This is a genomic window from Aurantimonas sp. C2-5-R2, from assembly GCF_036549495.1.
GTDB lineage: Bacteria > Pseudomonadota > Alphaproteobacteria > Rhizobiales > Rhizobiaceae > Aurantimonas > Aurantimonas coralicida_A.
Genome location: NZ_JAZHLJ010000015.1, coordinates 15,292 through 35,370, shown reverse-complemented (window position 1 = coordinate 35,370; position 20,079 = coordinate 15,292). Strand labels below are relative to the sequence as shown.

General features: G+C 64.3%; 21 protein-coding genes. 12 read left to right on the top strand and 9 right to left on the bottom strand.

All coding sequences use genetic code 11. The features are described from left to right. Positions 1-101: 101 nt before the first annotated feature. The 5 genes from VQ044_RS09470 to VQ044_RS09450 form a co-directional block, all read right to left on the bottom strand. Positions 102-824, bottom strand: coding sequence for an ABC transporter ATP-binding protein (locus VQ044_RS09470; protein WP_327647020.1), 723 nt, complete (start codon positions 822-824; stop codon positions 102-104). Positions 825-868: 44 nt separating this feature from the next. Next, on the bottom strand, positions 869-1,624 hold the full coding sequence (locus VQ044_RS09465; RefSeq protein WP_327623089.1) for an ABC transporter ATP-binding protein: 756 nt from the start codon (positions 1,622-1,624) through the stop codon (positions 869-871). Positions 1,625-1,634: 10 nt separating this feature from the next. Continuing rightward, entirely contained in the window at positions 1,635-2,774 is a 1,140-nt protein-coding gene (locus VQ044_RS09460; protein WP_327647019.1) for a branched-chain amino acid ABC transporter permease, read from the bottom strand. Positions 2,775-2,880: 106 nt separating this feature from the next. Beyond that, complete coding sequence (locus tag VQ044_RS09455) at positions 2,881-3,894, bottom strand: branched-chain amino acid ABC transporter permease (protein WP_327646969.1); 1,014 nt, start codon at positions 3,892-3,894, stop codon at positions 2,881-2,883. Positions 3,895-3,984: 90 nt separating this feature from the next. Further along, on the bottom strand, positions 3,985-5,349 hold the full coding sequence (locus tag VQ044_RS09450; protein WP_327646968.1) for a substrate-binding protein: 1,365 nt from the start codon (positions 5,347-5,349) through the stop codon (positions 3,985-3,987). Between the two features lie 378 nt (positions 5,350-5,727). Here VQ044_RS09450 and VQ044_RS09445 point away from each other — a divergent pair, with 378 nt between their 5' ends. From VQ044_RS09445 to VQ044_RS09430, 4 genes are read left to right on the top strand one after another with little or no spacing between them, the layout of a single operon-like run. Then, positions 5,728-6,591 carry an STAS domain-containing protein gene (locus VQ044_RS09445; protein ID WP_327646967.1) on the top strand — a complete coding sequence of 288 codons (864 nt, stop codon included), beginning with the start codon at positions 5,728-5,730 and terminating at the stop codon, positions 6,589-6,591. 3 nt (positions 6,592-6,594) lie between these two features. Continuing rightward, positions 6,595-6,957: an STAS domain-containing protein gene (locus VQ044_RS09440; RefSeq protein ID WP_327646966.1), complete on the top strand. Its 363-nt coding sequence runs from the start codon at positions 6,595-6,597 to the stop codon at positions 6,955-6,957. A gap of 30 nt (positions 6,958-6,987) precedes the next feature. Then, positions 6,988-7,377 carry an ATP-binding protein gene (locus VQ044_RS09435; RefSeq protein WP_327646965.1) on the top strand — a complete coding sequence of 130 codons (390 nt, stop codon included), beginning with the start codon at positions 6,988-6,990 and terminating at the stop codon, positions 7,375-7,377. After that, complete coding sequence (locus tag VQ044_RS09430; RefSeq protein ID WP_327646964.1) at positions 7,374-8,375, top strand: ATP-binding protein; 1,002 nt, start codon at positions 7,374-7,376, stop codon at positions 8,373-8,375. Before VQ044_RS09435 ends, VQ044_RS09430 begins: the two co-directional genes overlap by 4 nt. A gap of 309 nt (positions 8,376-8,684) precedes the next feature. Here VQ044_RS09430 and VQ044_RS09425 read toward each other — a convergent pair whose 3' ends face one another. Then, positions 8,685-8,921: a hypothetical protein gene (locus tag VQ044_RS09425; protein ID WP_327646963.1), complete on the bottom strand. Its 237-nt coding sequence runs from the start codon at positions 8,919-8,921 to the stop codon at positions 8,685-8,687. A 45-nt stretch (positions 8,922-8,966) separates the two neighbouring features. Between VQ044_RS09425 and VQ044_RS09420 the strand changes: the two genes are divergently transcribed. Further along, positions 8,967-9,485 (top strand): sensor histidine kinase, encoded by a 519-nt coding sequence (locus VQ044_RS09420; protein ID WP_327647017.1) that lies wholly within the window; start codon positions 8,967-8,969, stop codon positions 9,483-9,485. Positions 9,486-9,537: 52 nt separating this feature from the next. Here VQ044_RS09420 and VQ044_RS09415 read toward each other — a convergent pair whose 3' ends face one another. Continuing rightward, positions 9,538-10,614, bottom strand: a complete 1,077-nt coding sequence (locus tag VQ044_RS09415; RefSeq protein ID WP_327646962.1) for an NAD(P)-dependent alcohol dehydrogenase — start codon at positions 10,612-10,614, stop codon at positions 9,538-9,540. A gap of 151 nt (positions 10,615-10,765) precedes the next feature. Here VQ044_RS09415 and VQ044_RS09410 point away from each other — a divergent pair, with 151 nt between their 5' ends. The 3 genes from VQ044_RS09410 to VQ044_RS09400 all read left to right on the top strand — a co-directional run bounded on the left by VQ044_RS09410 (position 10,766) and on the right by VQ044_RS09400 (position 14,432). Beyond that, positions 10,766-11,929, top strand: coding sequence for an isovaleryl-CoA dehydrogenase (locus tag VQ044_RS09410; RefSeq protein WP_327646961.1), 1,164 nt, complete (start codon positions 10,766-10,768; stop codon positions 11,927-11,929). Between the two features lie 71 nt (positions 11,930-12,000). Further along, entirely contained in the window at positions 12,001-12,756 is a 756-nt protein-coding gene (locus tag VQ044_RS09405) for a flavodoxin family protein (RefSeq protein WP_327623098.1), read from the top strand. A 68-nt stretch (positions 12,757-12,824) separates the two neighbouring features. After that, a complete protein-coding gene (locus tag VQ044_RS09400; RefSeq protein WP_327646960.1) occupies positions 12,825-14,432 on the top strand; it encodes a carboxyl transferase domain-containing protein in 1,608 nt (535 codons plus the stop codon). A gap of 48 nt (positions 14,433-14,480) precedes the next feature. On the opposite strand, the gene VQ044_RS09395 is transcribed toward VQ044_RS09400, so the two are convergent. Continuing rightward, positions 14,481-15,338, bottom strand: a complete 858-nt coding sequence (locus VQ044_RS09395) for a DMT family transporter (protein ID WP_327646959.1) — start codon at positions 15,336-15,338, stop codon at positions 14,481-14,483. 275 nt (positions 15,339-15,613) lie between these two features. Between VQ044_RS09395 and VQ044_RS09390 the strand changes: the two genes are divergently transcribed. Genes VQ044_RS09390 through VQ044_RS09375 form a run of 4 tightly spaced genes read left to right on the top strand, consistent with a single transcriptional unit; the run spans position 15,614 to position 18,987 of the window. Beyond that, positions 15,614-15,877 (top strand): type II toxin-antitoxin system RelB/DinJ family antitoxin, encoded by a 264-nt coding sequence (locus tag VQ044_RS09390; RefSeq protein ID WP_327646958.1) that lies wholly within the window; start codon positions 15,614-15,616, stop codon positions 15,875-15,877. Then, positions 15,864-16,145: a type II toxin-antitoxin system YafQ family toxin gene (locus VQ044_RS09385; protein ID WP_327623102.1), complete on the top strand. Its 282-nt coding sequence runs from the start codon at positions 15,864-15,866 to the stop codon at positions 16,143-16,145. Before VQ044_RS09390 ends, VQ044_RS09385 begins: the two co-directional genes overlap by 14 nt. Before the next feature lie 23 nt (positions 16,146-16,168). Beyond that, on the top strand, positions 16,169-18,193 hold the full coding sequence (locus VQ044_RS09380; protein WP_327647015.1) for an acetyl/propionyl/methylcrotonyl-CoA carboxylase subunit alpha: 2,025 nt from the start codon (positions 16,169-16,171) through the stop codon (positions 18,191-18,193). Continuing rightward, positions 18,190-18,987, top strand: coding sequence for a crotonase/enoyl-CoA hydratase family protein (locus VQ044_RS09375; RefSeq protein WP_327646957.1), 798 nt, complete (start codon positions 18,190-18,192; stop codon positions 18,985-18,987). The genes VQ044_RS09380 and VQ044_RS09375 overlap by 4 nt, the downstream gene beginning before the upstream one ends. Before the next feature lie 48 nt (positions 18,988-19,035). Here the strand turns inward: VQ044_RS09375 and VQ044_RS09370 are convergent, their stop codons facing one another. Continuing rightward, the gene (locus tag VQ044_RS09370) at positions 19,036-19,983 is read right to left on the bottom strand and encodes a zinc ABC transporter substrate-binding protein (protein WP_327646956.1); all 948 of its coding nucleotides are present in this window, start codon (positions 19,981-19,983) and stop codon (positions 19,036-19,038) included. Positions 19,984-20,079 lie beyond the last annotated feature (96 nt).

Genomic DNA, 20,079 nt, shown 5'->3' with positions numbered 1-20,079 from the left:
CGCCCCGCCGCCGTCATCGGCAATGTCGTTCGCGCCATGCGGATCGACTCCAACGAAGGCGCATGATGAAGACCTGACGGCCCCCCGGAGCTGAGGCATGGTCAGATCGCCAGGTACTGGAGACGCAATTCCTTGTTGTCGATGATCTCCTGGGCGGTGCCGTCGAAAACCACTTCGCCCATTTCCAGGATGATCGCCCGGTCCGCCAGATGCAGCGCGGCGATGGCGTTCTGTTCGACCAGGATCGTGGTGATGCCCAGCTGTTTGATCTCCTCCAGAATCCGCTCGATCTCATGCACGATCACCGGCGCCAGGCCTTCATAGGGCTCGTCGAGCAGCAGCAGCTTCACCTCGCGGGCGAGGGCCCGCGCCACCGCGAGCATCTGCTGCTCGCCGCCCGACATCGTGGTGCCTTCCTGGGTGCGGCGCTCCGCCAGCCGCGGAAAGTGATCGTAGATCCGCTCCAGCGTCCAGCCGATGGGCTTTTCGATCTGGGCGAGCTTGAGGTTTTCCTCGACGGTCAGGCCCGGGATGATCCGACGGTCCTCGGGAACCAGCTGGATACCGGCCTGGGCCGCCTGATAGCTCTGCATTTCGTGCAGCGGCTGGCCTTCCAGCCAGATCTCGCCGCGCTTGAGCTCGGGTTGCCCCGCGCGGGCGATGGTGCGCAGCGTCGAGGTCTTGCCGGCGCCGTTGCGGCCAAGCAGCGCCAGGATCTCGCCCTCGCGCACCTCGAAGGATACGCCCTGGACGATATAGCTTTCGCCGTAATAGGCGTGCAGGTCCCGTGCGGCGAAGAACGGCGTCGCACCGGTCCCGGCCATAGGGCGAGGGGAGGCCGGGCGTTCCGTCGTGGCGATGGTCTCGCTCATAGATGCGCTCCCCCGAGATAGGCTTCCTGCACGCGCGGATCGGTCTTGATGTCTTGCGGCGTGCCCTCGGCGATGACGGTCCCCTGCGCCATGACGCTCACGGTGTCGGCGAGCGAGAAGACCACATGCATGTCGTGTTCGATGATCACCTTGGTGATCTTGCGCTTGGCGATCTTCTTCAACAGCTCGACGGTGTTGTTGGTGTCGGCGCGCGACATCCCGGCGGTCGGCTCGTCGAGCAGCAGCAGCTTGGGTTTCTGGACCAGGCACATGGCCAGCTCCAGGCGCCGCTTGTCGCCGCGCGACATCGAATTGACGATCTGGTCGCGCTGGTCCGCCAGGTGCAGGTCTTCCAGGATTTCCTCGGCTTCCGCCTCAACCTGTCGGCGGTCCGCCGCGCGCTTCCACAGATTGATGCGGAAGGCCCCGTCCGCCGACGCGAAGGCGGGGATCATGACGTTTTCCATCACCGTCATCTCGCCGAAGACTTCCGGCGTCTGGAACACCCTTGCGATGCCGGCCTGATTGATCTGGTGCGGATGGCGGCCGAGCAGCCCATGGCCGTTGAACTCGACCGAGCCTTCATCCGGAACGATGCGCCCCACCAGACAATTGAGCAGCGTCGACTTGCCGGCGCCGTTGGGGCCGATGATGGCGTGAATTGTCCCTTCCTTGACGTTCAGATTGACGTTGTCGAGGGCCTTGAGCCCGCCGAAGCGCTTGTTGACGCCGCTGATCGCGAGAATATCCATGCCGGTTCCTCTATTCCGCGGCCGAATGGGCCGAGTGCGGCATGTCGGGCATTTGTTTATTGCCCGCCGTCTTCGGCTTGCGGATGATTCCGCCGATCCGCCGTAGCCCCTCCATGATGCCGCCCGGCAGCGCGATCACCAGGACCATGAATAGAAGACCGAGCGTCAACAGCCAGCCTTCGCCGACGAAGGGACTGGTAATCGCGACCATCGTCTCCTGCGCCCAGTCGGGCAGGAAGTCGAAGGTACGATAGAGGAAGCTGTCGTTGAACGAGGAGAAGATCTGCTCGAGATATTTCATCACCGCCGCGCCGATGACCGGCCCGAGCAGCGTGCCGACGCCGCCGAGGATGGTCATCAGAACGACTTCGCCCGATGCGGTCCACTGCATGCGGTCCGCGCCCGCCAACGGGTCGGTGATGGCCAGCAGACCGCCCGCAAGGCCGGCATACATGCCCGAAATGACAAAGGCCGTCAGCAGATAGGGTCGGGTGTTGAAGCCGGTGAAGGCCATCCGGTTCTGGTTGGATTTGATGGCGAGCAACATCATGCCGAAGGTCGAATTCTTGATCCGCATCGCCAGGAAGAAGGCAAGGATCAAAAGGATCGCGCAGAAATAGAAGCCGGCCCATCCCTGCAGTTCGATTCCGAAGAAATTCGGCGACGGCAGCGACGCGGAGGCGGTGCCGAAGGCGCGGTCGATGACCCGCGGATCGCTGCGCGATATCTGCAGACCCGTCTCCCCGTTGGTGATCGGCGTCAGCACCGAATAGGCGAGGTTGTAGGACATCTGCGCGAAGGCCAGCGTCAGGATCGAGAAGTAGATGCCCGACCTGCGCAGGCTGACGAAGCCGATCGCCAGCGCGAACACGCCGGCGACGAGGATCGCGAAGACCAGCCCGAAGACGGCGTTCATCGACAAGAGCTTGAACATCCAGACCGCGGCGTAGGAGCCCGCACCCAGGAAGGCGGCGTGGCCGAAGGACAGATAGCCGGAGAAGCCGAACAGGATGTTGAAGCCGAGCGCGAAGATCCCGAAGATCGCGAACTTCTGCAGGATGTCTGGATAACCGGCGCCGATCGGCGCCAGCCAGATCGGCATGGTCAGGATCGCCGCCGCGAAAAGCGCGACATAGACATAATCCCCCATCGGCCCCTCGAAGAAGCCGCGCTGGCGCTTGGCTGCCGGCGGAGTCGAACGATGCGGACCGGTCTCGGCGGTCGATACGGAGGGTGAAACAGCGCTGTTCATCGGATCAGACCTCCATGACGCCCTTGCGGCCCATCAAGCCGCGTGGACGGACGAGCAGGACGACGACGGCGACGAGATAAATGATGATCTGGTCGATGCCCGGAACGATGTCCTTGACCTCGGTCAGCGAGGCGAAGGACTGCAGAATTCCCAGCAAGAAGCCGGCAACCACCGCGCCGGGAAGCGATCCCATGCCGCCGACGACGACGACGACGAATGACAAGACCAGGAAATCCATCCCCAGATGGTAGTTCGGCGCGAGGATCGGCGTGTACATGACGCCGGCAAGGCCCGCGACGACCGCGGCCAGCCCGAAGACGATCGAGAACTTGCGGCCGATATTGATCCCGAGCAGGCCGACGGTCTCGCGATCCGCCATCCCGGCCCTGACGACCATGCCGAAGGTGGTCAGTTGCAAGAAGGCGAAGACGGCGGCGATGACGACGAGCGAGAACAGGAAATAGACGATCCGCCACATCGGATAGCTGATGCCCGTGACCCCGAACCATTGGCCAATGTCGGCGCTGCCGGCGAGCAGCGGGGGCGCGGTGAGCGGGATCGGGTTGGCGCCGAAATAGTGCTTGACGATCTCTTGCAACACGATCGCCAGGCCAAAGGTCACCAGAATCTGCTCGGCATGGCTGCGCTTGTAGAAGAAGCGGATGAGCCCGCGCTCCATGGCGAGGCCGATCAGGAGCATGACCGGGATCGCCACCAGGACCGACAGGGGGACAGCCCAGTCGACGATCGCGCGGCCGGTGTCTCCCCACCAGATCTCCAGGTAGGGAATTTCCTTGTAGGCCTCGAAAAAGGTGACGCTCTCGTCGCGGACGCGTTCGGAGATCGTCAGCAATTTGGTGAAGGCCACAGCACAGAAGGCGCCGAGCATGAACAGCGCGCCATGGGCGAAATTGACGACACCCAGAGTGCCGAAGATCAATGTCAGGCCGAGGGCGATCAGCGCGTAGGCGCCGCCCTTGTCGAGCCCGTTCAAGACCTGAAGAATAATGGCGTCCATAGGTCCCTCTGATCGATCCTATCGATCCTCGCGAAAGCTGGATGGGCCGCCGGCCCTTCGGTCGGCGGCCCTCATCATGTCAGCCCTGGATCAGGCCGCGCAACCTTTGACTTCCGAGGGGCCGAGTTCACCACCGAAGATATCCGGATCGTAGGTAACCTCATCGCGCGGCACGACCTTGACGATCTCCATGAGATCGAACTGGTTGGTCGGCTCCTGCTTGCCGCGCACCACCAGAACGTCTTTGAAGCACTGGTGGTCGGCGCCGCGATACAGCGTCGGCCCGTTGCCAAGCCCGTCGAACTCGAAGTCCTCGAGCGCCTTGATCAATTCCGGCGGATAGAAGGTGCCGGCAGTCTCGGCGGCGTTGGCATAGAGCAACGTCTGTGCGTAGCAGGTCTGGGCAGCCTGCGACGGCGGCCGACCATAGGCCTCGCCGAACGACTTGGAGAAGGCCTTGGAGGCCTCGTTGTCGAGTTTCCAGTCCCAGTTGGCAGTGCCGAGAATGCCCTTCACGGCTTCACCGGCACCTTGCGCCATCAACTCGGAGAATAGCGGTACGACGATCTCGAACTGTTTGCCGTTGACCTGCTTGCTCTTCATGTCGAACTGGGTAACGGCCTGACGCAGCGAATTGACCATGTCGCCGCCGTAGTGGTTGAGGATCAGGACATCGGCGCCGGAATTGAGCACCGGCGTGAGATACTGCGAGAAATCGCCGGCGCCGAGCGGCGTGCGAACGGCCTGCGCCGTTTTCCAGCCGAGCGCCTCGGTGGCGTTCTTGATCGATTCTTCCTGGGTCCAGCCCCAGGTGTAATCAGCCGTCAGGTGGTACGCGACGCGATCCTTGCCGTATTCCTCGGCGAGCACCGGTCCGAGCGCCTGTCCCGACATGTAGGCATTGAAGAAATGCCGGAAGCCGTAGCGCCGCTTGTCCTTGCCGGTGGTGTCATTGGAGTGGGTCAGACCCGCCATGAAGATGACGCCCATCTCCTGGCAGAGCGACTGCACCGCGATAGCGACACCCGAGGACGAGCCGCCGGTGATCATGATCGCGCCGTCGGCCTCGATCATCCGCTTGGCCGAGGCCCGCGCCGCGTCCGACTTGGTCTGGGTGTCGCCGGTGACGAAGGCGACCTTTTTGCCGAGAATGCCATTACCCTTGAGGTTGGAAGGCTTGAACAGCGGAATCAGCCCGCCATCGCCTTCGCCATTCAGGTGCTTGACTGCCAACTCGTAGGCCCGCAACTCGTCGGCGCCTTCGTCGGCATAGGGGCCGGACTGGGGGACGTTGAAGCCGAGGGTGACGGTGTCGCCTTTCGGATTGTTGCAAAAAGCCTGGTCCTGCGCCCAGGCGCCGCGTGTGAAGACGTGCGGCATGGCGAGACCGGCGCCAACGCCGACGCCCGTCGTGAGCAGCTGCCGACGGGTCCATCCGTCCTTGAAAAATGCCATTGGTGACCTCCCGAATTATTGGATTCCAGCCGAGCGCCGGGCGTCGACCGTGTGGCCGCTGAACGCCGACAATCAGCTTGAACGCCTGCTATCGTTTCCGAAGTGGGGGCGTTCGCCAATAGTACTTTCGGATGACCGCCGAAGTCTGCGGATATACTGCATTGCAGCATGTATGGTGGAGAATTCGCGAGCGGATATTGCACTGCAATCGTAAACGGCTGCCGCATCGTGCGAAAATATCTGCGTAGAACCCGTCCGCGATAGAGGCAAAAAGCCATTGCCAAAGTTTCCAATCTGGCCAAATGCGTAAAAACCGGATTGCGTCAACGGCCACACCGGGCGATAGACGCGCAGGGACGCTGATAGTAAGGGCATGAAATGGCAGTCGAAACATCACCGACCGTGGCGCTTCTCCGGGCGGACTTCGAGAAAGTCCTCGCTGGATGGCTAAAGGCCCAGGCGCGGGAAGGCGTCAAGCGAACGGATCTCGTTTCCGCCAAGGAAACCGAGCAGCAGAGCCGGGAACTTCTGAGTGTCCTTACGGGGGCGATGGAGAACGCCGCCGTCGACGAGGGGTTCGATCTCGGCAAGCCAGCCTGGGATCAATTCCGCGAGACTCTGGAGGCGATCACGGAGAGCCGCACCCAGCGCGGGGTTTCCCCGAAGGAAATGGGCTGGTTCATCGCATCGATCAAGCAGCCCTTGTTCGATCAGTTGCGGTCGATCCTCGCCGACAGCCCGCAAGCCTTCTCAGACGAGATCTGGAACACCACCCGGGTCGTCGATCAGATCGTGCTTCAGGCCATCGAGTACCTCGTTCAGAAGCGCGAAGCGGTGATCGAACGCCAGCAGGCCGAGATGACCGAGGTTTCGGCGCCGGTCGTCAAGATCTGGGATCGGATCGTCACGGTGCCGCTTATTGGGACCCTCGATTCGTTCCGTGCCCAGGCTGTGATGGAGAATCTGCTCGACTCGATCGTGCAGTGGGAAGCGGAAGTCGCGATCATCGACATCACGGGCGTTTCGACGGTGGATACGCTGGTGGCCCAGCACCTCTTGAAGACGGCGGCGGCGGTACGATTGATGGGGGCCGAATGCGTCATCTGCGGTATCAGCCCGAAAATCGCCCAGACGATCGTCAATCTCGGCGTGGAACTGCCCAATATCGTCACGCGCGTCGATCTGCAGAGCGGCCTCGCCCATGCTTTCGAGCGCATCGGCGTTTCCGTGAAGGAGAGTTAAGGGGTGGAATCTTCGTTCGGCACCACCCCCATTGTCACGATCACTGGATGCGTGGTTGTCGCGATTCGCGACGATCTGGACGACCAAGGGGTCGTGACTCTCCAGGATCAACTCGTCGAGGAAGTGGCGCGTCACAAGGCCCGCGGCGTGGTCATCGACATCTCCAGTCTTGAGATCGTCGATACCTTCGCCGGACGGATGCTGGGTGCCATGGCTCAGATGGCCCGCATGATGAATGCGCGCACGATCGTCGTCGGCATGCGTCCGGCCGTGGCGATGACTCTCGTCGAACTTGGCATGACGCTGGAGGGCGTCGAGACGGCGCTGAACGCGGACAGGGCAATCGATCTGATCCTTCACCAATAGAGCATTGAGCGATCCGTGAGCGAGGAAGTTGTGACCGTCAGGCTCGCCCGAGCCGCCGATGTGGCTTTCGCGCGCCAAGCCGCAATGAAGGCGATGGCGTCTCTGGGCGCCAGCGTGATCAAACGAACGAAGTTCGTCACCGCCGTCTCGGAGATAGCCCGCAACGCGATCGTCTACGGTGGCGGAGGTGTGATTTCATTTGCGATTATCGGGAACGGGTCGTTCCGCAAGGTCGTTGCTACATGCTCGGACCGAGGCCCCGGCATCGACGACATCAAGCAGGCTCTCACGGACGGCTTTACGACCGGAGGCGGGTTGGGGCTCGGTTTGAGCGGCGCCCGCCGCCTGGTCGACCGGCTCGAGGTTGAATCGTCCCGCGAGAGCGGGACAACCGTCATATTGGAGTCCGCTGCCCGATGATCTCGCTACAAGTCACGGAAATCAGCCAAGTCGGTGCGGCGCGCAGAAAAGCTCTCCACGAAGCCGAGACGATCGGCTTGTCCGCCAACGACCGCGACCGACTGGCATTGGTCGTCACCGAAGCGGCAACAAATCTGGTCCGGCACGCCCGCGGGGGCGAGATCATTCTGATTCTGCGTGCGGAGGGTGAGGCGGCGCGATTCGACGTCATCGTTCTCGACGACGGACCGGGCTTGTCGGATATCCAGGCTGCAATGACCGACGGTTATACGACGGCGCAGGGGGGCGAACGAGGATTGGGCGGCGGGCTCGGCGCGATCGCGCGCATGTCGGACGCCTTTGACATCTACAGCGACCCGAAGGGCACGACGCTTGCGATCACCATTGGCAAGCTGAAGCAGGACTTGGGGAAAGCCTTGGAGGCCGTCGGCCTGATCGTCCCGAAGCCGGATTTCTCCGAGGGCGGGGACGCCTTCGGTCTGCGCCTGGAGGCGCGCCATACGATGATCATGCTGATGGATGTTCTGGGTCACGGACCCGCGGCGGCGGTCGAGGCTAAAAAAGGTGTCGAGGCCTTCGAGCGGTCGACGGGAGCCTCGCTGGAGGCGACGGCGGCAGAAATTTCGGCGGCCCTGAGCGGCGGGCGCGGTGCCGCCGCTTTACTCGTCGAGCTGCCGCATACCGCCGGCAAACTACGGGCGATGTCACTCGGAAATGTTCGGGGGGAAATATTGTCCCCTGACGGCGCTCGCCACGGCATTCCATCGACGCCGGGCATCGTGGGCGCGAGCGCCAAACAGCCTCGGGTGACGGAGCACAACTGGCCGGCGGAAGGAATGCTGGTGCTTTCGACCGATGGTCTGCGGGGCAGCGAGCGTGTACCGGAACCGTCGTCGCTGTTTTTTCGCGAGCCGATGACAATTGCCGCGACGCTTTACAAGCGGAGGCGGCGGGGAACCGATGACTGCGGCGTGGTTGTCGCGCGAGCAAGGCAGTGAAGGCGGTCGTCACGTCGATTCGTGTCGAGCGGGACGCGGACGTCACGCATACACGCCGCACCGCGCGCCTTGCCGCGCAGGTCGCCGGCGCTGCTACGCGTGATCAGATTCGCTTTGCGACGGCGGTGTCGGAGATTGCCCGCAACGCGCTCCAATATGCGGGCGGGGGAGTTGCCGAATTCGCCTTCGACCGCCCTGAAGACAGGACCCGGCTGATGGCCAGGGTGCAGGACAAGGGGCCTGGGATCGCTGCCGTCGAAACGATGCTACGGGCCTCGGCATCAGGCACACACCGGGCTCGGTCTGGGCCTAAGTGGCTCGCAGAAGCTGGTCGATTATTTCGACCTGAAGACCGGCGCGGGCGGCACACTGGTGACGCTTGGGCTTCACCTGAATGGGAATCGCGACACCGACGATCTCGCAAAGGCGACTGCCGGCGCCCTCATCGACGCCGCGCAAGGCTCCCCGATCGAAGAACTCGCCGAGCAGAATCGCGCATTGCGCGATTCCCTGGCCGAACAGCAATTCCTCCTGCGCGAAATCCATCATAGGACCAAAAACAATCTGGCGATCATCCAGTCGTTGGCGCTGATGCAGGCGCGGCAGGCCAAATCGGAGGAGACGCAGGAAGCGCTCGGGATTTTGACGAACCGCATACAGGCCTTTGCCAACGCACATAATTTCCTGCATCAGGCTGAAGACGTGACCCAGGTCGATATGCGGCAGCATTTGGAGAGCCTCACCGACAGGCTCGCCTCCGCTTTCGGCTCCAGTGGCTTAACGATTGACTGCCATGCCGAGGCGATTTCTATCGGGTTCGAAGCGGCGACGGAGATCGCGCTGGTGGTCAACGAACTGGTGACCAACGCCGCGAAATACGGCGGCGAGAACGGCCATGTGGACATTCAAGCATATCAGCAGGGACCCAATTTCTGTCTTCGCGTCGGTGACGATGGGCCGGGACTGGATAATCCGGAGACGGTGCTTCGAAATTCCAAGTCGCTCGGTTGGCGGATCGTGGAAGGCTGCGCCCGCAAACTGAACGGCAGCCTCGAGGTCGAGGGGACGAAGGGGCTGTCGGTCCTGCTGACCATTCCCAACGACCGGTAAAGAACAGGCTCGGCCGCCGCCGCTTTTCCGCGAAATGCGCTTCTTGCTGGTGTCAAAGTCCCATTTGGATCTGCATCTTCACCTCGCCTTTCGGTGCGCTCGCGGCCAGTTCGAAGGCCTCGACGCTTTGCGCGAAGGGAAAGGTCCGGGTAATCAGCGGCGCGACGTCGATCGTTCCCGAAGCCAGCATCGCGACGCAGCGGTCGAAGACATGGGCATAGCGGAACACATGCTCGACCCGCGCTTCGCGCAGCATCGCCGCCGCGACATCGTAGGCGGCGGGTTTCAGCGGAATGCCGACGAAGACCACCGTACCGCCCGGGCAGAGCGGCTCGAAAATGCCGACGATCGCCCGCTCCGCGCCGGAGCATTCGTAGATGACGTCCGCACCCCAGCCGCCGGTCTGGGCCATCACCGCCTCGACGAGGTTGTCCCGCGCCACATTGACGGTTGAGACCGGTCCGAGCGTGCGGGCAAGGTCCAGCTTGCTATCGTCGATATCGCTGACGATCACATGGGCGCAGCCGGCAGCGAGAGCGGCGAGCACGGTGACCAGGCCGATCGGTCCGGCGCCGATGACGATCGCGACATTGCCGGGCGCCGCGCGCGCCTTGGTCACGGCGTGGACGCCGACGGCCAGCGGCTCGACCATGGCGCCGGCGGGGAAGGAGACGGTGTCCGGCAGCTTGAAGGTGAACGCCTCCGGATGAACGACGCTTGATCTCAGAACGCCATGCACCGGCGGCGTCGCCCAGAAGCGTACGGCCGGATCGAGATTGTAGAGCCCGAGGCGCGTCGCGCGGCTGTCCGGGTCCGGGATGCCGGGTTCCATGCAGACGCGGTCGCCGATTTGGAGCGTTTCGACCCGATCCCCGACTTCGGTGACGATGCCCGACGCCTCGTGGCCGAGGATGATGGGGGCTTTGACGACGAAAGGTCCGATCGCGCCGTGAGTGAAATAATGGACGTCCGAGCCGCAGATGCCGACGGTGTGGATAGCGACCCGCACGTCGCGTGGGCCGAGCGGTTCGTCGACCGGAATTTCGCGGAGCGAGAGTTCGCCCTTTTTCTCCAGCACGAGTGCGCGCCGCTCGCCTTCGTCGGAGGTTCTGATTGCGGCCTGGCTCATTTCTTTCTCCGGTCTTTCATGGTTCCTCTAAGGTCAGACTAGCCTTTTTGCCGCCAGCCGGCGACGCTTTGCACCGCCCTGTCGGCAAATAATGTTGCCGCTCATCCCCGATGGCGCCAGATTGGCGGCGGCGGGATTTCAAGGAGTAGATATGTTCGACAAGGGGATGAACTTCGCGCTCGGCGAGGAGATCGACGCGCTGCGCGACATGGTGCACCGCTTCGCGCAGGAGACGATCGCGCCGCGCGCGGCCGAGATCGACCGCACCAACGAATTTCCCAACGAACTCTGGCAGGAGATGGGCGCGCTCGGCCTGCTCGGGGTTACGGTGGAAGAAGAGTATGGCGGCTCGGCCATGGGCTATCTGGCGCATTGCGTCGCGATCGAGGAGATCTCGCGTGCCTCGGCTTCGGTGGGCCTGTCCTACGGCGCCCATTCCAACCTTTGCGTCAATCAGATCCGTCGCAACGGCACCGAAGAGCAGAAGCGGAAATACCTGCCGAAACTCGTCTCCGGCGAGCATGTCGGCTCGCTGGCCATGTCGGAGAGCGGCGCCGGGTCGGACGTCGTCGGCATGCGGCTCAGGGCCGACAAGCGCAACGACCGCTTCGTCCTCAACGGCACCAAGATGTGGATTACCAACGGCCCGGACGCCTCGACACTGATCGTCTACGCCAAGACCGACCCGGACGCCGGGCCGCGCGGCATCACCGCCTTCCTGATCGAGAAGCAGATGGCGGGATTCTCGACCGCGCAGAAGCTCGACAAGCTCGGCATGCGCGGCTCGAACACCTGCGAGTTGGTCTTCGAGGATTGCGAGGTGCCTTATGAGAATATTCTCGGTGAGGAGGGCGGCGGCGCCAGGGTGCTGATGAGCGGCCTCGATTACGAGCGGGTGGTGCTGTCGGCCGGCCCGCTCGGCATCATGGCCGCCTGCCTGGATGTGGTCGTTCCCTATGTCCATGAGCGCAAGCAGTTCGGCCAGCCGATCGGCGAGTTCCAGCTGATGCAGGGCAAGCTCGCCGACATGTATGTGACGATGAACGCCTGCCGGGCCTATGTCTACGCGGTGGCGGCGGCCTGCGACCGCGGCGAGACCAGCCGCAAGGATGCCGCCGGCTGCATCCTCTACGCCGCCGAGAAGGCGACGCAGATGGCGCTGGAAGCGATCCAGGCGCTCGGCGGTAATGGCTATATCAATGACTACCCGACCGGACGGCTGTTGCGCGATGCCAAGCTCTACGAGATCGGCGCCGGCACCAGCGAGATCCGGCGGATGCTGATCGGCCGCGAGCTGTTCCACGAGACGGGTTGACCTTGCGGGCGGATGCCCGATTTTCCGCGTTCCGCGCAGTTGCGCGAAAACTGTGACCGAAAGGAACTCCCATGCCCCTCAATGACCGCCAGGAAGCGCTCTGCAAGGGGCATGATTTCGACTTCAGCGATTTGAAGGCGGTGATTATCAATTGCACGCTGAAGCGCAGTCCCGAGCGCTCGCATACGGACGATCTGCTGTCGGTTCCGCATCAGATCATGGAGCGAAACGGCGTCGCGGTCAGCCAGTTCCGCCCCGTCGACCATCCCATCGCCTACGGGGTCATGCCCGACATGACCGAACACGGCGCTGCGACGGATGCCTGGCCGGAACTCTGGGAGACGGTGAAAGAAGCAGAGATCCTCGTTCTCGGCACTCCGATCTGGCTTGGCGAGGAAAGCTCGGCCTGCCGGCTGGTGATCGAGCGGCTCTACGGCATGAGCGGGCTGAAGAACGACAAGGGTCAGAGCTTCTTCTACGGCAAGACCGGAGGTTGCGTCGTCACCGGCAACGAGGACGGCATCAAGCATGTCGCGATGACCTGCCTCTACGCCCTCGGCCATCTCGGCTACACGATTCCGCCGCAGGCCGATTGCGGCTGGATCGGCGAGGCCGGGCCGGGGCCGAGCTACGGCGACGAGACGGACAACGGGCCGCTGGGCTACGACAATGATTTCACCCAGCGCAACGCCACCATCATGACCTGGAACCTGATGCACATGGCGCGGATGCTGAAGGATGCCGGCGGCCTGCCACGGCACGGCAACGACCGCGACGCCTGGGAGGCCGGCTGTCGGTTCGATCATCCCAATCCGGACTACCGGTAGCAGGGCAGGGACTTCTATGGCTATGGTCCGGGACGACCGCGTCGCCCGCAGCCAATCTTGAGCACCTCATGTCCGTCCTGACCTCCGCCATCTCGCCCCGCTCCGAGAGCTTTTCCGAAAATCGAGCGGCGATGGTCCGGCAGATGGAAGCGGTCGAGGCGGCCGCCGAAGCCGCGATGGCCGGGGGCGGCGAGAAGGCTCGCGAACGGCATCTGTCGCGCGGCAAACTCTTACCCCGCCACCGCGTCGAGGGGCTGCTCGATCCGGGTTCGCCGTTTCTCGAAATCGGCCTGTTCGCGGCGAACGGGATGTATGACGACGCGGTGCCGGCGGCCGGTCTGATCGCCGGCATCGGCCGGGTGTCGGGCCGCGAGGTGATGGTGCTGGCCAACGACGCCACGGTGAAGGGCGGCACCTATTTTCCGCTGTCCGTGAAGAAGCATCTCCGCGCCCAGGAGATCGCCGCCGAGAACCATCTGCCTTGCGTCTATCTGGTCGATTCCGGCGGCGCCAATCTGCCGAACCAGGACGAGGTGTTTCCCGACCGGGACCATTTCGGCCGCATCTTCTACAATCAGGCGCAGATGTCGGCGAAGGGCATCGCCCAGATCGCCGTCGTCATGGGCTCCTGCACCGCCGGCGGGGCCTATGTGCCGGCGATGAGCGACGAGACCATCATCGTCGCCAATCAGGGCACGATCTTCCTGGCCGGCCCCCCGCTGGTCAAGGCTGCGACCGGCGAGGTGGTCACCGCGGAGGATCTGGGCGGCGGCGACGTCCATACGCGGCTATCGGGCGTCGCCGACCATCTGGCCAGGGACGATCTGCACGCGCTGGCGCTGGCCCGCCACGCCGTCGCCCATCTCAACCGGGACAAGCGGCGGGCGATGGAATTCCAGACGCCGGAAGAGCCGGCCTACGACCCGGAGGAAATCCTTGGGATCGTGCCCGCCGACGCCAAGACGCCCTATGACGTGCGCGAGGTGATCGCCCGCGTCGTCGACGGATCCAGGTTCCATGAATTCAAGGCGCGCTACGGCCCGACGCTGGTCTGTGGCTTCGCCCATATCCGCGGTATGCCGGTCGGAATCATCGCCAACAATGGCGTGCTGTTTTCCGAAAGCGCCGTGAAGGGCGCGCATTTCGTTGAGCTCTGCTCGCAGCGCAAGATCCCGCTGGTGTTCCTGCAGAACATCACCGGCTTCATGGTCGGCCGGCAATATGAGGCGGGCGGCATCGCCAAGCACGGGGCGAAGCTCGTCACCGCCGTCGCGACGACGGCCGTGCCGAAGATCACCATGCTGATCGGCGGCTCCTACGGCGCCGGCAATTACGGCATGTGCGGGCGGGCGTATTCGCCGCGCTTCCTGTGGACCTGGCCGAACAGCCGTATCGCGGTGATGGGCGGCGAGCAGGCGGCCGGGGTGCTGGCGAGCGTCACGCGCGACGGCATTGAGCGGCGCGGCGGCGAGTGGTCTGCCGAGGAGGAAGCCGAATTCAAGCGCCCGACGATCGCGATGTTCGAGCGCCAGAGCCACCCGCTCTATGCCTCGGCGAGGCTGTGGGACGACGGCATCGTCAACCCGGCCAAAACCCGCGATATTCTGGCGCTGTCGCTCGCCGCCGCGCTGAACGCGCCGATCGAGGACACACGGTTCGGGTTGTTCCGCATGTGATGAAATCGGCCTCTGAGCAGGCCAAGGAGCTATCACGCGAGCCGCTCCTTACCCGGTCGCCAGCAGGATCACGCCGCCCAGGATAACCGCCGCCCAGAACAGGCGTTGCCGCAACTGGCCCTCACGCAAGAGCAGGCTGCCCATCAGGACGGTGAGAACGACGCTGAGCTCGCGGGTCGGCGCCACATAAATGATCGGCGTGAAGGTGAGGGCGTAGAGCACGAGAATGTAGGCGAGCGGATTCAAGACCGCGATGGCGATAACGCTCGACCGGTGGTTCGCCCAAAGCGCCGCCACCATCGCCTGGCGTCGCAGCGCGTAAGGTGTGAGCAGCATGACCCGGCCGATGCTCGACACGTAGTCGAGGAGCAACGGCGGAATCAGCAAGGCTGTGACGGCGTAGGCGTCCCAGACGGTATAGCTGGCGATCAGCAAGCCGACGCTGACGCCGAACAGGATCGAGGCGGTGACGCTCTTGGAGCCACGCTTGAGCCCGCCCGACAGAAACAGGACGCCGGCGATGATGACGATCGCGCCGAGGGCGATCTGCCACGTCAGCGGTTCCCCCAGCATCGTGACGGCGAAGATCGTGGCCAGGAACGGCCCGGTCGCACGTGCGGCCGGATAGACGATCGACAGATCGCCGTTGCGATAGCCGCGCTGCAACAACAGGAAGTAACCGAGATGCAGCGCCGTGCTGCCGAGGATGAAACCGGACTGCCAGGCGCCGAAATCGGGGCGCTGGGAGACGACGACATAGATGGCCAGCGGCAAATAGAGGACGAGCGTGACCATCGAGAAGAGCCAGATCAACTCGGGGCCGCCCCGGATTTTCTTGACGAGGAAGTTCCAAGTCGCGTGGCAGAACGCCGCCGCGAGAACGAGGACAAAACCAGAAATTGTCATGAGGGCCCCTGAAGACGATGAGGATGAAACAGGCGCGCGCCAGCGCACCCAGCCATCCCCCCTAGTTTTTTTGTCTTTCAGGTGTCTGCCGTACACGGCTCGTAACGGCGCTCGGACCAGCTTGCGAAGGCAACGGAACCCTAGCCGCACATGGATGGGTGGAAATCACATTAGACCGGTCTCGACACGCGTGGAAGGATAAGGTGCCACCCGACTGGAGCGGCCCTCGAATCCGATTGCTCAGTGTGCTACATTGTAGCCCAAAGGAGCGCATCATGGCCGAAAATGCCGTCGTCAGGGCCCGTATCAGCAAGGAAACCAAAGAAGAGGCCGCCGCGGTCCTCGCGACGATGGGGCTGTCGGTGTCCGATGCGTTTCGCATGCTGATGGTGCGAGTGGCCAGGGAGAAGAAGCTGCCCTTCGCGCCCTTCGTTCCGAATGCCGAGACAATCGCGGCTATTGAAGAGGCCCGCCGAGGCGACGGGGAGAAGTTCGACAGCATCGACGCCCTCATGGCCGATCTGAATGCGGACGATTAGACGTACGGCTCGCTTCCGACGAGACTACAAGCGGATGGCAAAGGGGCGGTACGGCGCAATATTGGATACCGAGTTGCGAACCGTGCTCGCGTTACTCATCGAGGACAACGATCTGCCGGAGACCTATCGCGACCATGCGCTGACGGGCGATTGGAACGGCTATCGCGATTGCCATCTGAGGCCGGATCTCCTGCTCATCTATGCTAAGCTGTATGATAAGGAACTGACCCTGGTGCGGCTGGGCTCGCACAGCGACCTCGGCTGGTAGGCATGGCACAGCATCGTCAACGACTGTTCACCACTCTGCTCATCGCCAATCGTGGCGAGATCGCCTGCCGGGTCATCCGCACGGCGAAGCGGCTGGGCATTCGGACCGTCGCGGTGTTTTCCGATGCCGACGCGCAAGCGCTGCATGTCGAAATGGCCGACGAGGCGGTGCATATCGGCCCGGCGCCGGTCGGCGAGAGCTATCTCAAGGGCGACCGCATCATCGCCGCGGCGAAGCGGACCGGCGCGGAGGCGATTCACCCCGGCTACGGCTTCCTGTCCGAGAATCCGGATTTCGTCGCGGCGGTCGAAGCGGCGGGGCTTATCTTCGTCGGCCCATCGGCTTCGGCGATTCGGGCGATGGGCCTGAAGGACGCCGCCAAGAAGTTGATGCACGCGGCTGGTGTGCCGGTCGTTCCGGGCTATCACGGCGACGAACAGAATCCCGATTTCCTCGCCGGCGAGGCCGGTAAGATCGGCTATCCGGTGCTGATCAAGGCCCGGGCCGGCGGCGGCGGCAAGGGCATGCGCCGCGTCGACGATCCGGCCGCGTTCGCCGCTGCGCTGGAAGGCGCCCGGCGCGAGGGCGCGGCGTCCTTTGGCGATCCGCACTGCCTGATCGAGAAATATGTCGAAAAGCCCCGGCATATCGAGATCCAGGTGTTCGGCGACAGCCACGGCAACGCCGTGCATCTGTTCGAGCGTGACTGTTCTTTGCAGCGCCGCCATCAGAAGGTGATCGAGGAAGCGCCGGCGCCCGGCATGACGCCCGAAATGCGCGCCGCCATGGGCGAAGCAGCGGTCACCGCCGCCAAGGCGATCGGCTATGCGGGGGCGGGGACGATCGAATTCATCGTCGATGCTTCCGATGGCCTCAGGCCCGACCGCTTCTGGTTCATGGAGATGAACACGCGGCTGCAGGTCGAGCACCCGGTGACGGAAGCGATCACCGGCCTCGATCTGGTGGAACTGCAATTGCGCGTCGCGGCCGGCGAGGTATTGCCGCTCACGCAGGAGGATCTGGCGATCCACGGCCATGCCTTCGAGGCGCGAATCTATGCCGAGGATGCGGCCCGCGGCTTCCTGCCGGCGACCGGAACGCTGACCCATCTCAGCTTTCCGGCGGGCGAGGGGCTCCGGATCGACACCGGCGTTTGCGCGGGCGACCGGATCACCCCGCATTACGATCCGATGATCGCCAAGTTGATCGTCCACGGCCCGGACCGCCCCTCGGCGCTCCGGCTCTTGCGCCGGGCTTTGGCCGGGACGCAGATCGCCGGCTCGGTGACCAATGTCGCGTTCCTCGGCCGGCTCGCGGCGCATGAGGGCTTTGCCGCCGGCGATGTCGATACCGGGCTGATCGGCCGCGATCAGGAGGCGCTGACGGCAATCGCGCCGGCCCCGCCGGAAATCGTGGCGACCGCCGCGCTGGCGCAGCTCGGTCATCTGGAGGAGCCTGTCCCGGCCAAGGCCGGCGACGATCCCTGGACGCGTTTACGCGGCTTTCGCATCTGGGGCACCGCGCGTCAGACGGCGCGCTTCGAGACCGGGGAGGGAGGGCGCCGTGACGTGGCGGTCGCCGATCGCGGCGACGGCCGTTTCGCCGTGGATGCCGGAGAGACCACCCTGCACCTTGATCTCGTGGCAGTCGAGGGCGACGCTGTGCGCCTGTCGCTCGACGGCCGCATTTTCGGGGTGACGCTGGCCCGGGAGGCCGAAGCGGTCACAGTGTTCGCTAACGGTGCGGCGCATCGCTTCGTGCGCTGGAGCGCCAGCGCCCACGCCGAGGAGGGGATCGCCAGCGACAGGATCGCCGCGCCGATGCCGGGCCTCGTCAAGCTGGTTTCCGCCAAGGCCGGCGGCGCGGTGACGAAGGGCGAGGCGCTGATCGTGCTCGAAGCCATGAAGATGGAACACACGCTGAAGAGCCCCCGCGACGGCACGATTGCCGAGCTTCTGGTTTCGCCCGGCGATCAGGTCGAGGATGGCGCGCTGCTGCTGGCGTTGGAACCGGAGAGCGCGGCCGGGACGGCGGGGAGGGGCGAGTGACCGGGAAGATCCGCATCGAGACCGACGGGCGCGGCGTCGCGACGCTGACGCTGGCGCGGCCGGACAAGCACAATGCCATGAACGCGGCGATGATCGCCGACCTCACGCGGGCGGCCGAAGAGTTCGGCGCCGACCCCACCGTGCGTGTCGTCGTCCTCACAGGCGAAGGCCGGAGCTTTTCCGCCGGGGCGGACCTTGCCTGGATGAAGGCGCAGTTCGCGGCCAGCCGCGAGGAGCGCATCGCCGAGGCGACGGCGCTGGCGCGGATGCTCAAAGCCCTCAACGAGATGCCGAAGCCGCTGATCGGCCGCATCCAGGGTCAGGCCTTCGGCGGTGGGCTCGGGCTGATCGCGGTCTGCGACGTGGCCGTCGCGAGCGATGCGGCGCGCTTTGCCTTTACGGAGGCAAAACTCGGCCTGATCCCGGCGACGATCTCGCCTTACGTGCTGGCCCGGATGGGCGAGGGACGCGCCCGCCGCGTCTTCATGTCGGCGCGGCTGTTCGACGCCGATGAGGCGGTATCGCTCGGCCTTCTCGCCCAAGCGATACCGGCGGATGATCTCGACGCCGCGGTTGAGGCGGAGATCGCGCCCTATCTTGCCTGCTCGCCGGCGGCCGTCGCGGCGTCGAAGGCGCTCGCCCGCTCGCTCGGCCCGATCATCGACGAGGCGACCATTGCCGACACCGCCCGGCGCCTCGCCGATATTTGGGAGACGGCCGATGCCCGCGAGGGCGTTGGCGCCTTTTTCGACAAGCGCTTGGCCGCCTTTGTTGCGGCGGGGGACGAGGGCTGAAATTGCCCGGTGGCGGACGGAATGCTGCAGCGTTCCGCCTCAGTTTTCCTACGAAAGACAGTCTTTCAGCGACGCCGCGAGGTTGCCGATCAGTTCGAAATAGAGCTCCGGCCCATCCTTTAGCGCCGCGCCTTCTGGATCGAGCACGCCCGCCTTCGCCTCGATGCCCTCGATGACCACATCGACGAGCGCCGGCTCGAATTGCGGCTCGGCGAACACGCAGGTCGCGCCGACCGCCTTCACCTTGGCCTGAAGTTCGGTGATCCGCCTCGCGCCGGGGGGCGTCTCCGGGCTGACGGTGATCGATCCGGCGGCTGGCATGGCGAAGCGGCGCTCGAAATACTGATAGGCGTCGTGGAAGACGATGTAGGGCCGGCCCTTCACGCCGGCGAGGTCGGCCTCGATTGTGGCGATCAGTCCGTCCAGCCGTGCCTCGAGCTTGTCGGCGTTGGCCGCGTAGGTTTCTGCATGGGCCGGGTCGGTGGCGGCGAGGGTCGCCTCGATCGCGCCGACCATCGCCTTGGCGTTCACCGGGTCGAGCCAGACATGTGTGTCGAAGGTGCCGCCATCGTCTTCGTGCGCGGCCTCGCTGGCGGTTTCGTCCTCGTGCGCGTCGGCCTCGAACGCTCCGCCCTCGCGCAGCGGCAGCCTCTCGACGCCCGGCGCATCGACCAGCTCAACGCTTTTCGCCTTCGCTCCGAGCGTTGCGAGCGGCTTGACCAGAAACGCCTCCAGATAGGCGCCGGCCCAGAAGACGACATCGGCGGATTGGAGCGCCGCGGCCTCCGACGGCTTCATCCGATAGGTGTGCGGCGAGCCGGCCCCCTGAACGATCAGCATCGGTTCGCCGACACCCTCCATGACACCGGCGACGAGCGAATGGATCGGCTTGATCGAGGCGACCACGGCGGGCGTGGTGTCCGCGTCGGCTGCCTGGGCGGAAGAAGTCAGGACAGACAACGCGGCGGCGAGGAGCAACGAGCGGGTTGTCGGCATGCACAAATCCTTCGGCTCTGAATGACGCGGCGCCCATTGGCGCTAAATTGATATGTTATGTCATTACAATGATGTGCTATAGCGAGTGACATACGC

Excerpts from the sequence above, each read along its gene's own strand:
- VQ044_RS09470 (WP_327647020.1), bottom strand. The coding sequence starts at position 824 with ATGGCCGGGACCGGTGCGACGCCGTTCTTCGCCGCACGGGACCTGCAC.
- VQ044_RS09465 (WP_327623089.1), bottom strand. The coding sequence starts at position 1,624 with ATGGATATTCTCGCGATCAGCGGCGTCAACAAGCGCTTCGGCGGGCTC.
- VQ044_RS09460 (WP_327647019.1), bottom strand. The coding sequence starts at position 2,774 with ATGGGGGATTATGTCTATGTCGCGCTTTTCGCGGCGGCGATCCTGACC.
- VQ044_RS09455 (WP_327646969.1), bottom strand. The coding sequence starts at position 3,894 with ATGGACGCCATTATTCTTCAGGTCTTGAACGGGCTCGACAAGGGCGGC.
- VQ044_RS09450 (WP_327646968.1), bottom strand. The coding sequence starts at position 5,349 with ATGGCATTTTTCAAGGACGGATGGACCCGTCGGCAGCTGCTCACGACG.
- VQ044_RS09445 (WP_327646967.1), top strand. The coding sequence starts at position 5,728 with ATGGCAGTCGAAACATCACCGACCGTGGCGCTTCTCCGGGCGGACTTC.
- VQ044_RS09430 (WP_327646964.1), top strand. The coding sequence starts at position 7,374 with ATGATCTCGCTACAAGTCACGGAAATCAGCCAAGTCGGTGCGGCGCGC.
- VQ044_RS09425 (WP_327646963.1), bottom strand. The coding sequence starts at position 8,921 with ATGGATTTCGCGCAGGAGGAATTGCTGTTCGGCCAGGGAATCGCGCAA.
- VQ044_RS09420 (WP_327647017.1), top strand. The coding sequence starts at position 8,967 with ATGCAGGCGCGGCAGGCCAAATCGGAGGAGACGCAGGAAGCGCTCGGG.
- VQ044_RS09415 (WP_327646962.1), bottom strand. The coding sequence starts at position 10,614 with ATGAGCCAGGCCGCAATCAGAACCTCCGACGAAGGCGAGCGGCGCGCA.
- VQ044_RS09410 (WP_327646961.1), top strand. The coding sequence starts at position 10,766 with ATGTTCGACAAGGGGATGAACTTCGCGCTCGGCGAGGAGATCGACGCG.
- VQ044_RS09405 (WP_327623098.1), top strand. The coding sequence starts at position 12,001 with ATGCCCCTCAATGACCGCCAGGAAGCGCTCTGCAAGGGGCATGATTTC.
- VQ044_RS09400 (WP_327646960.1), top strand. The coding sequence starts at position 12,825 with ATGTCCGTCCTGACCTCCGCCATCTCGCCCCGCTCCGAGAGCTTTTCC.
- VQ044_RS09395 (WP_327646959.1), bottom strand. The coding sequence starts at position 15,338 with ATGACAATTTCTGGTTTTGTCCTCGTTCTCGCGGCGGCGTTCTGCCAC.
- VQ044_RS09390 (WP_327646958.1), top strand. The coding sequence starts at position 15,614 with ATGGCCGAAAATGCCGTCGTCAGGGCCCGTATCAGCAAGGAAACCAAA.
- VQ044_RS09385 (WP_327623102.1), top strand. The coding sequence starts at position 15,864 with ATGCGGACGATTAGACGTACGGCTCGCTTCCGACGAGACTACAAGCGG.
- VQ044_RS09370 (WP_327646956.1), bottom strand. The coding sequence starts at position 19,983 with ATGCCGACAACCCGCTCGTTGCTCCTCGCCGCCGCGTTGTCTGTCCTG.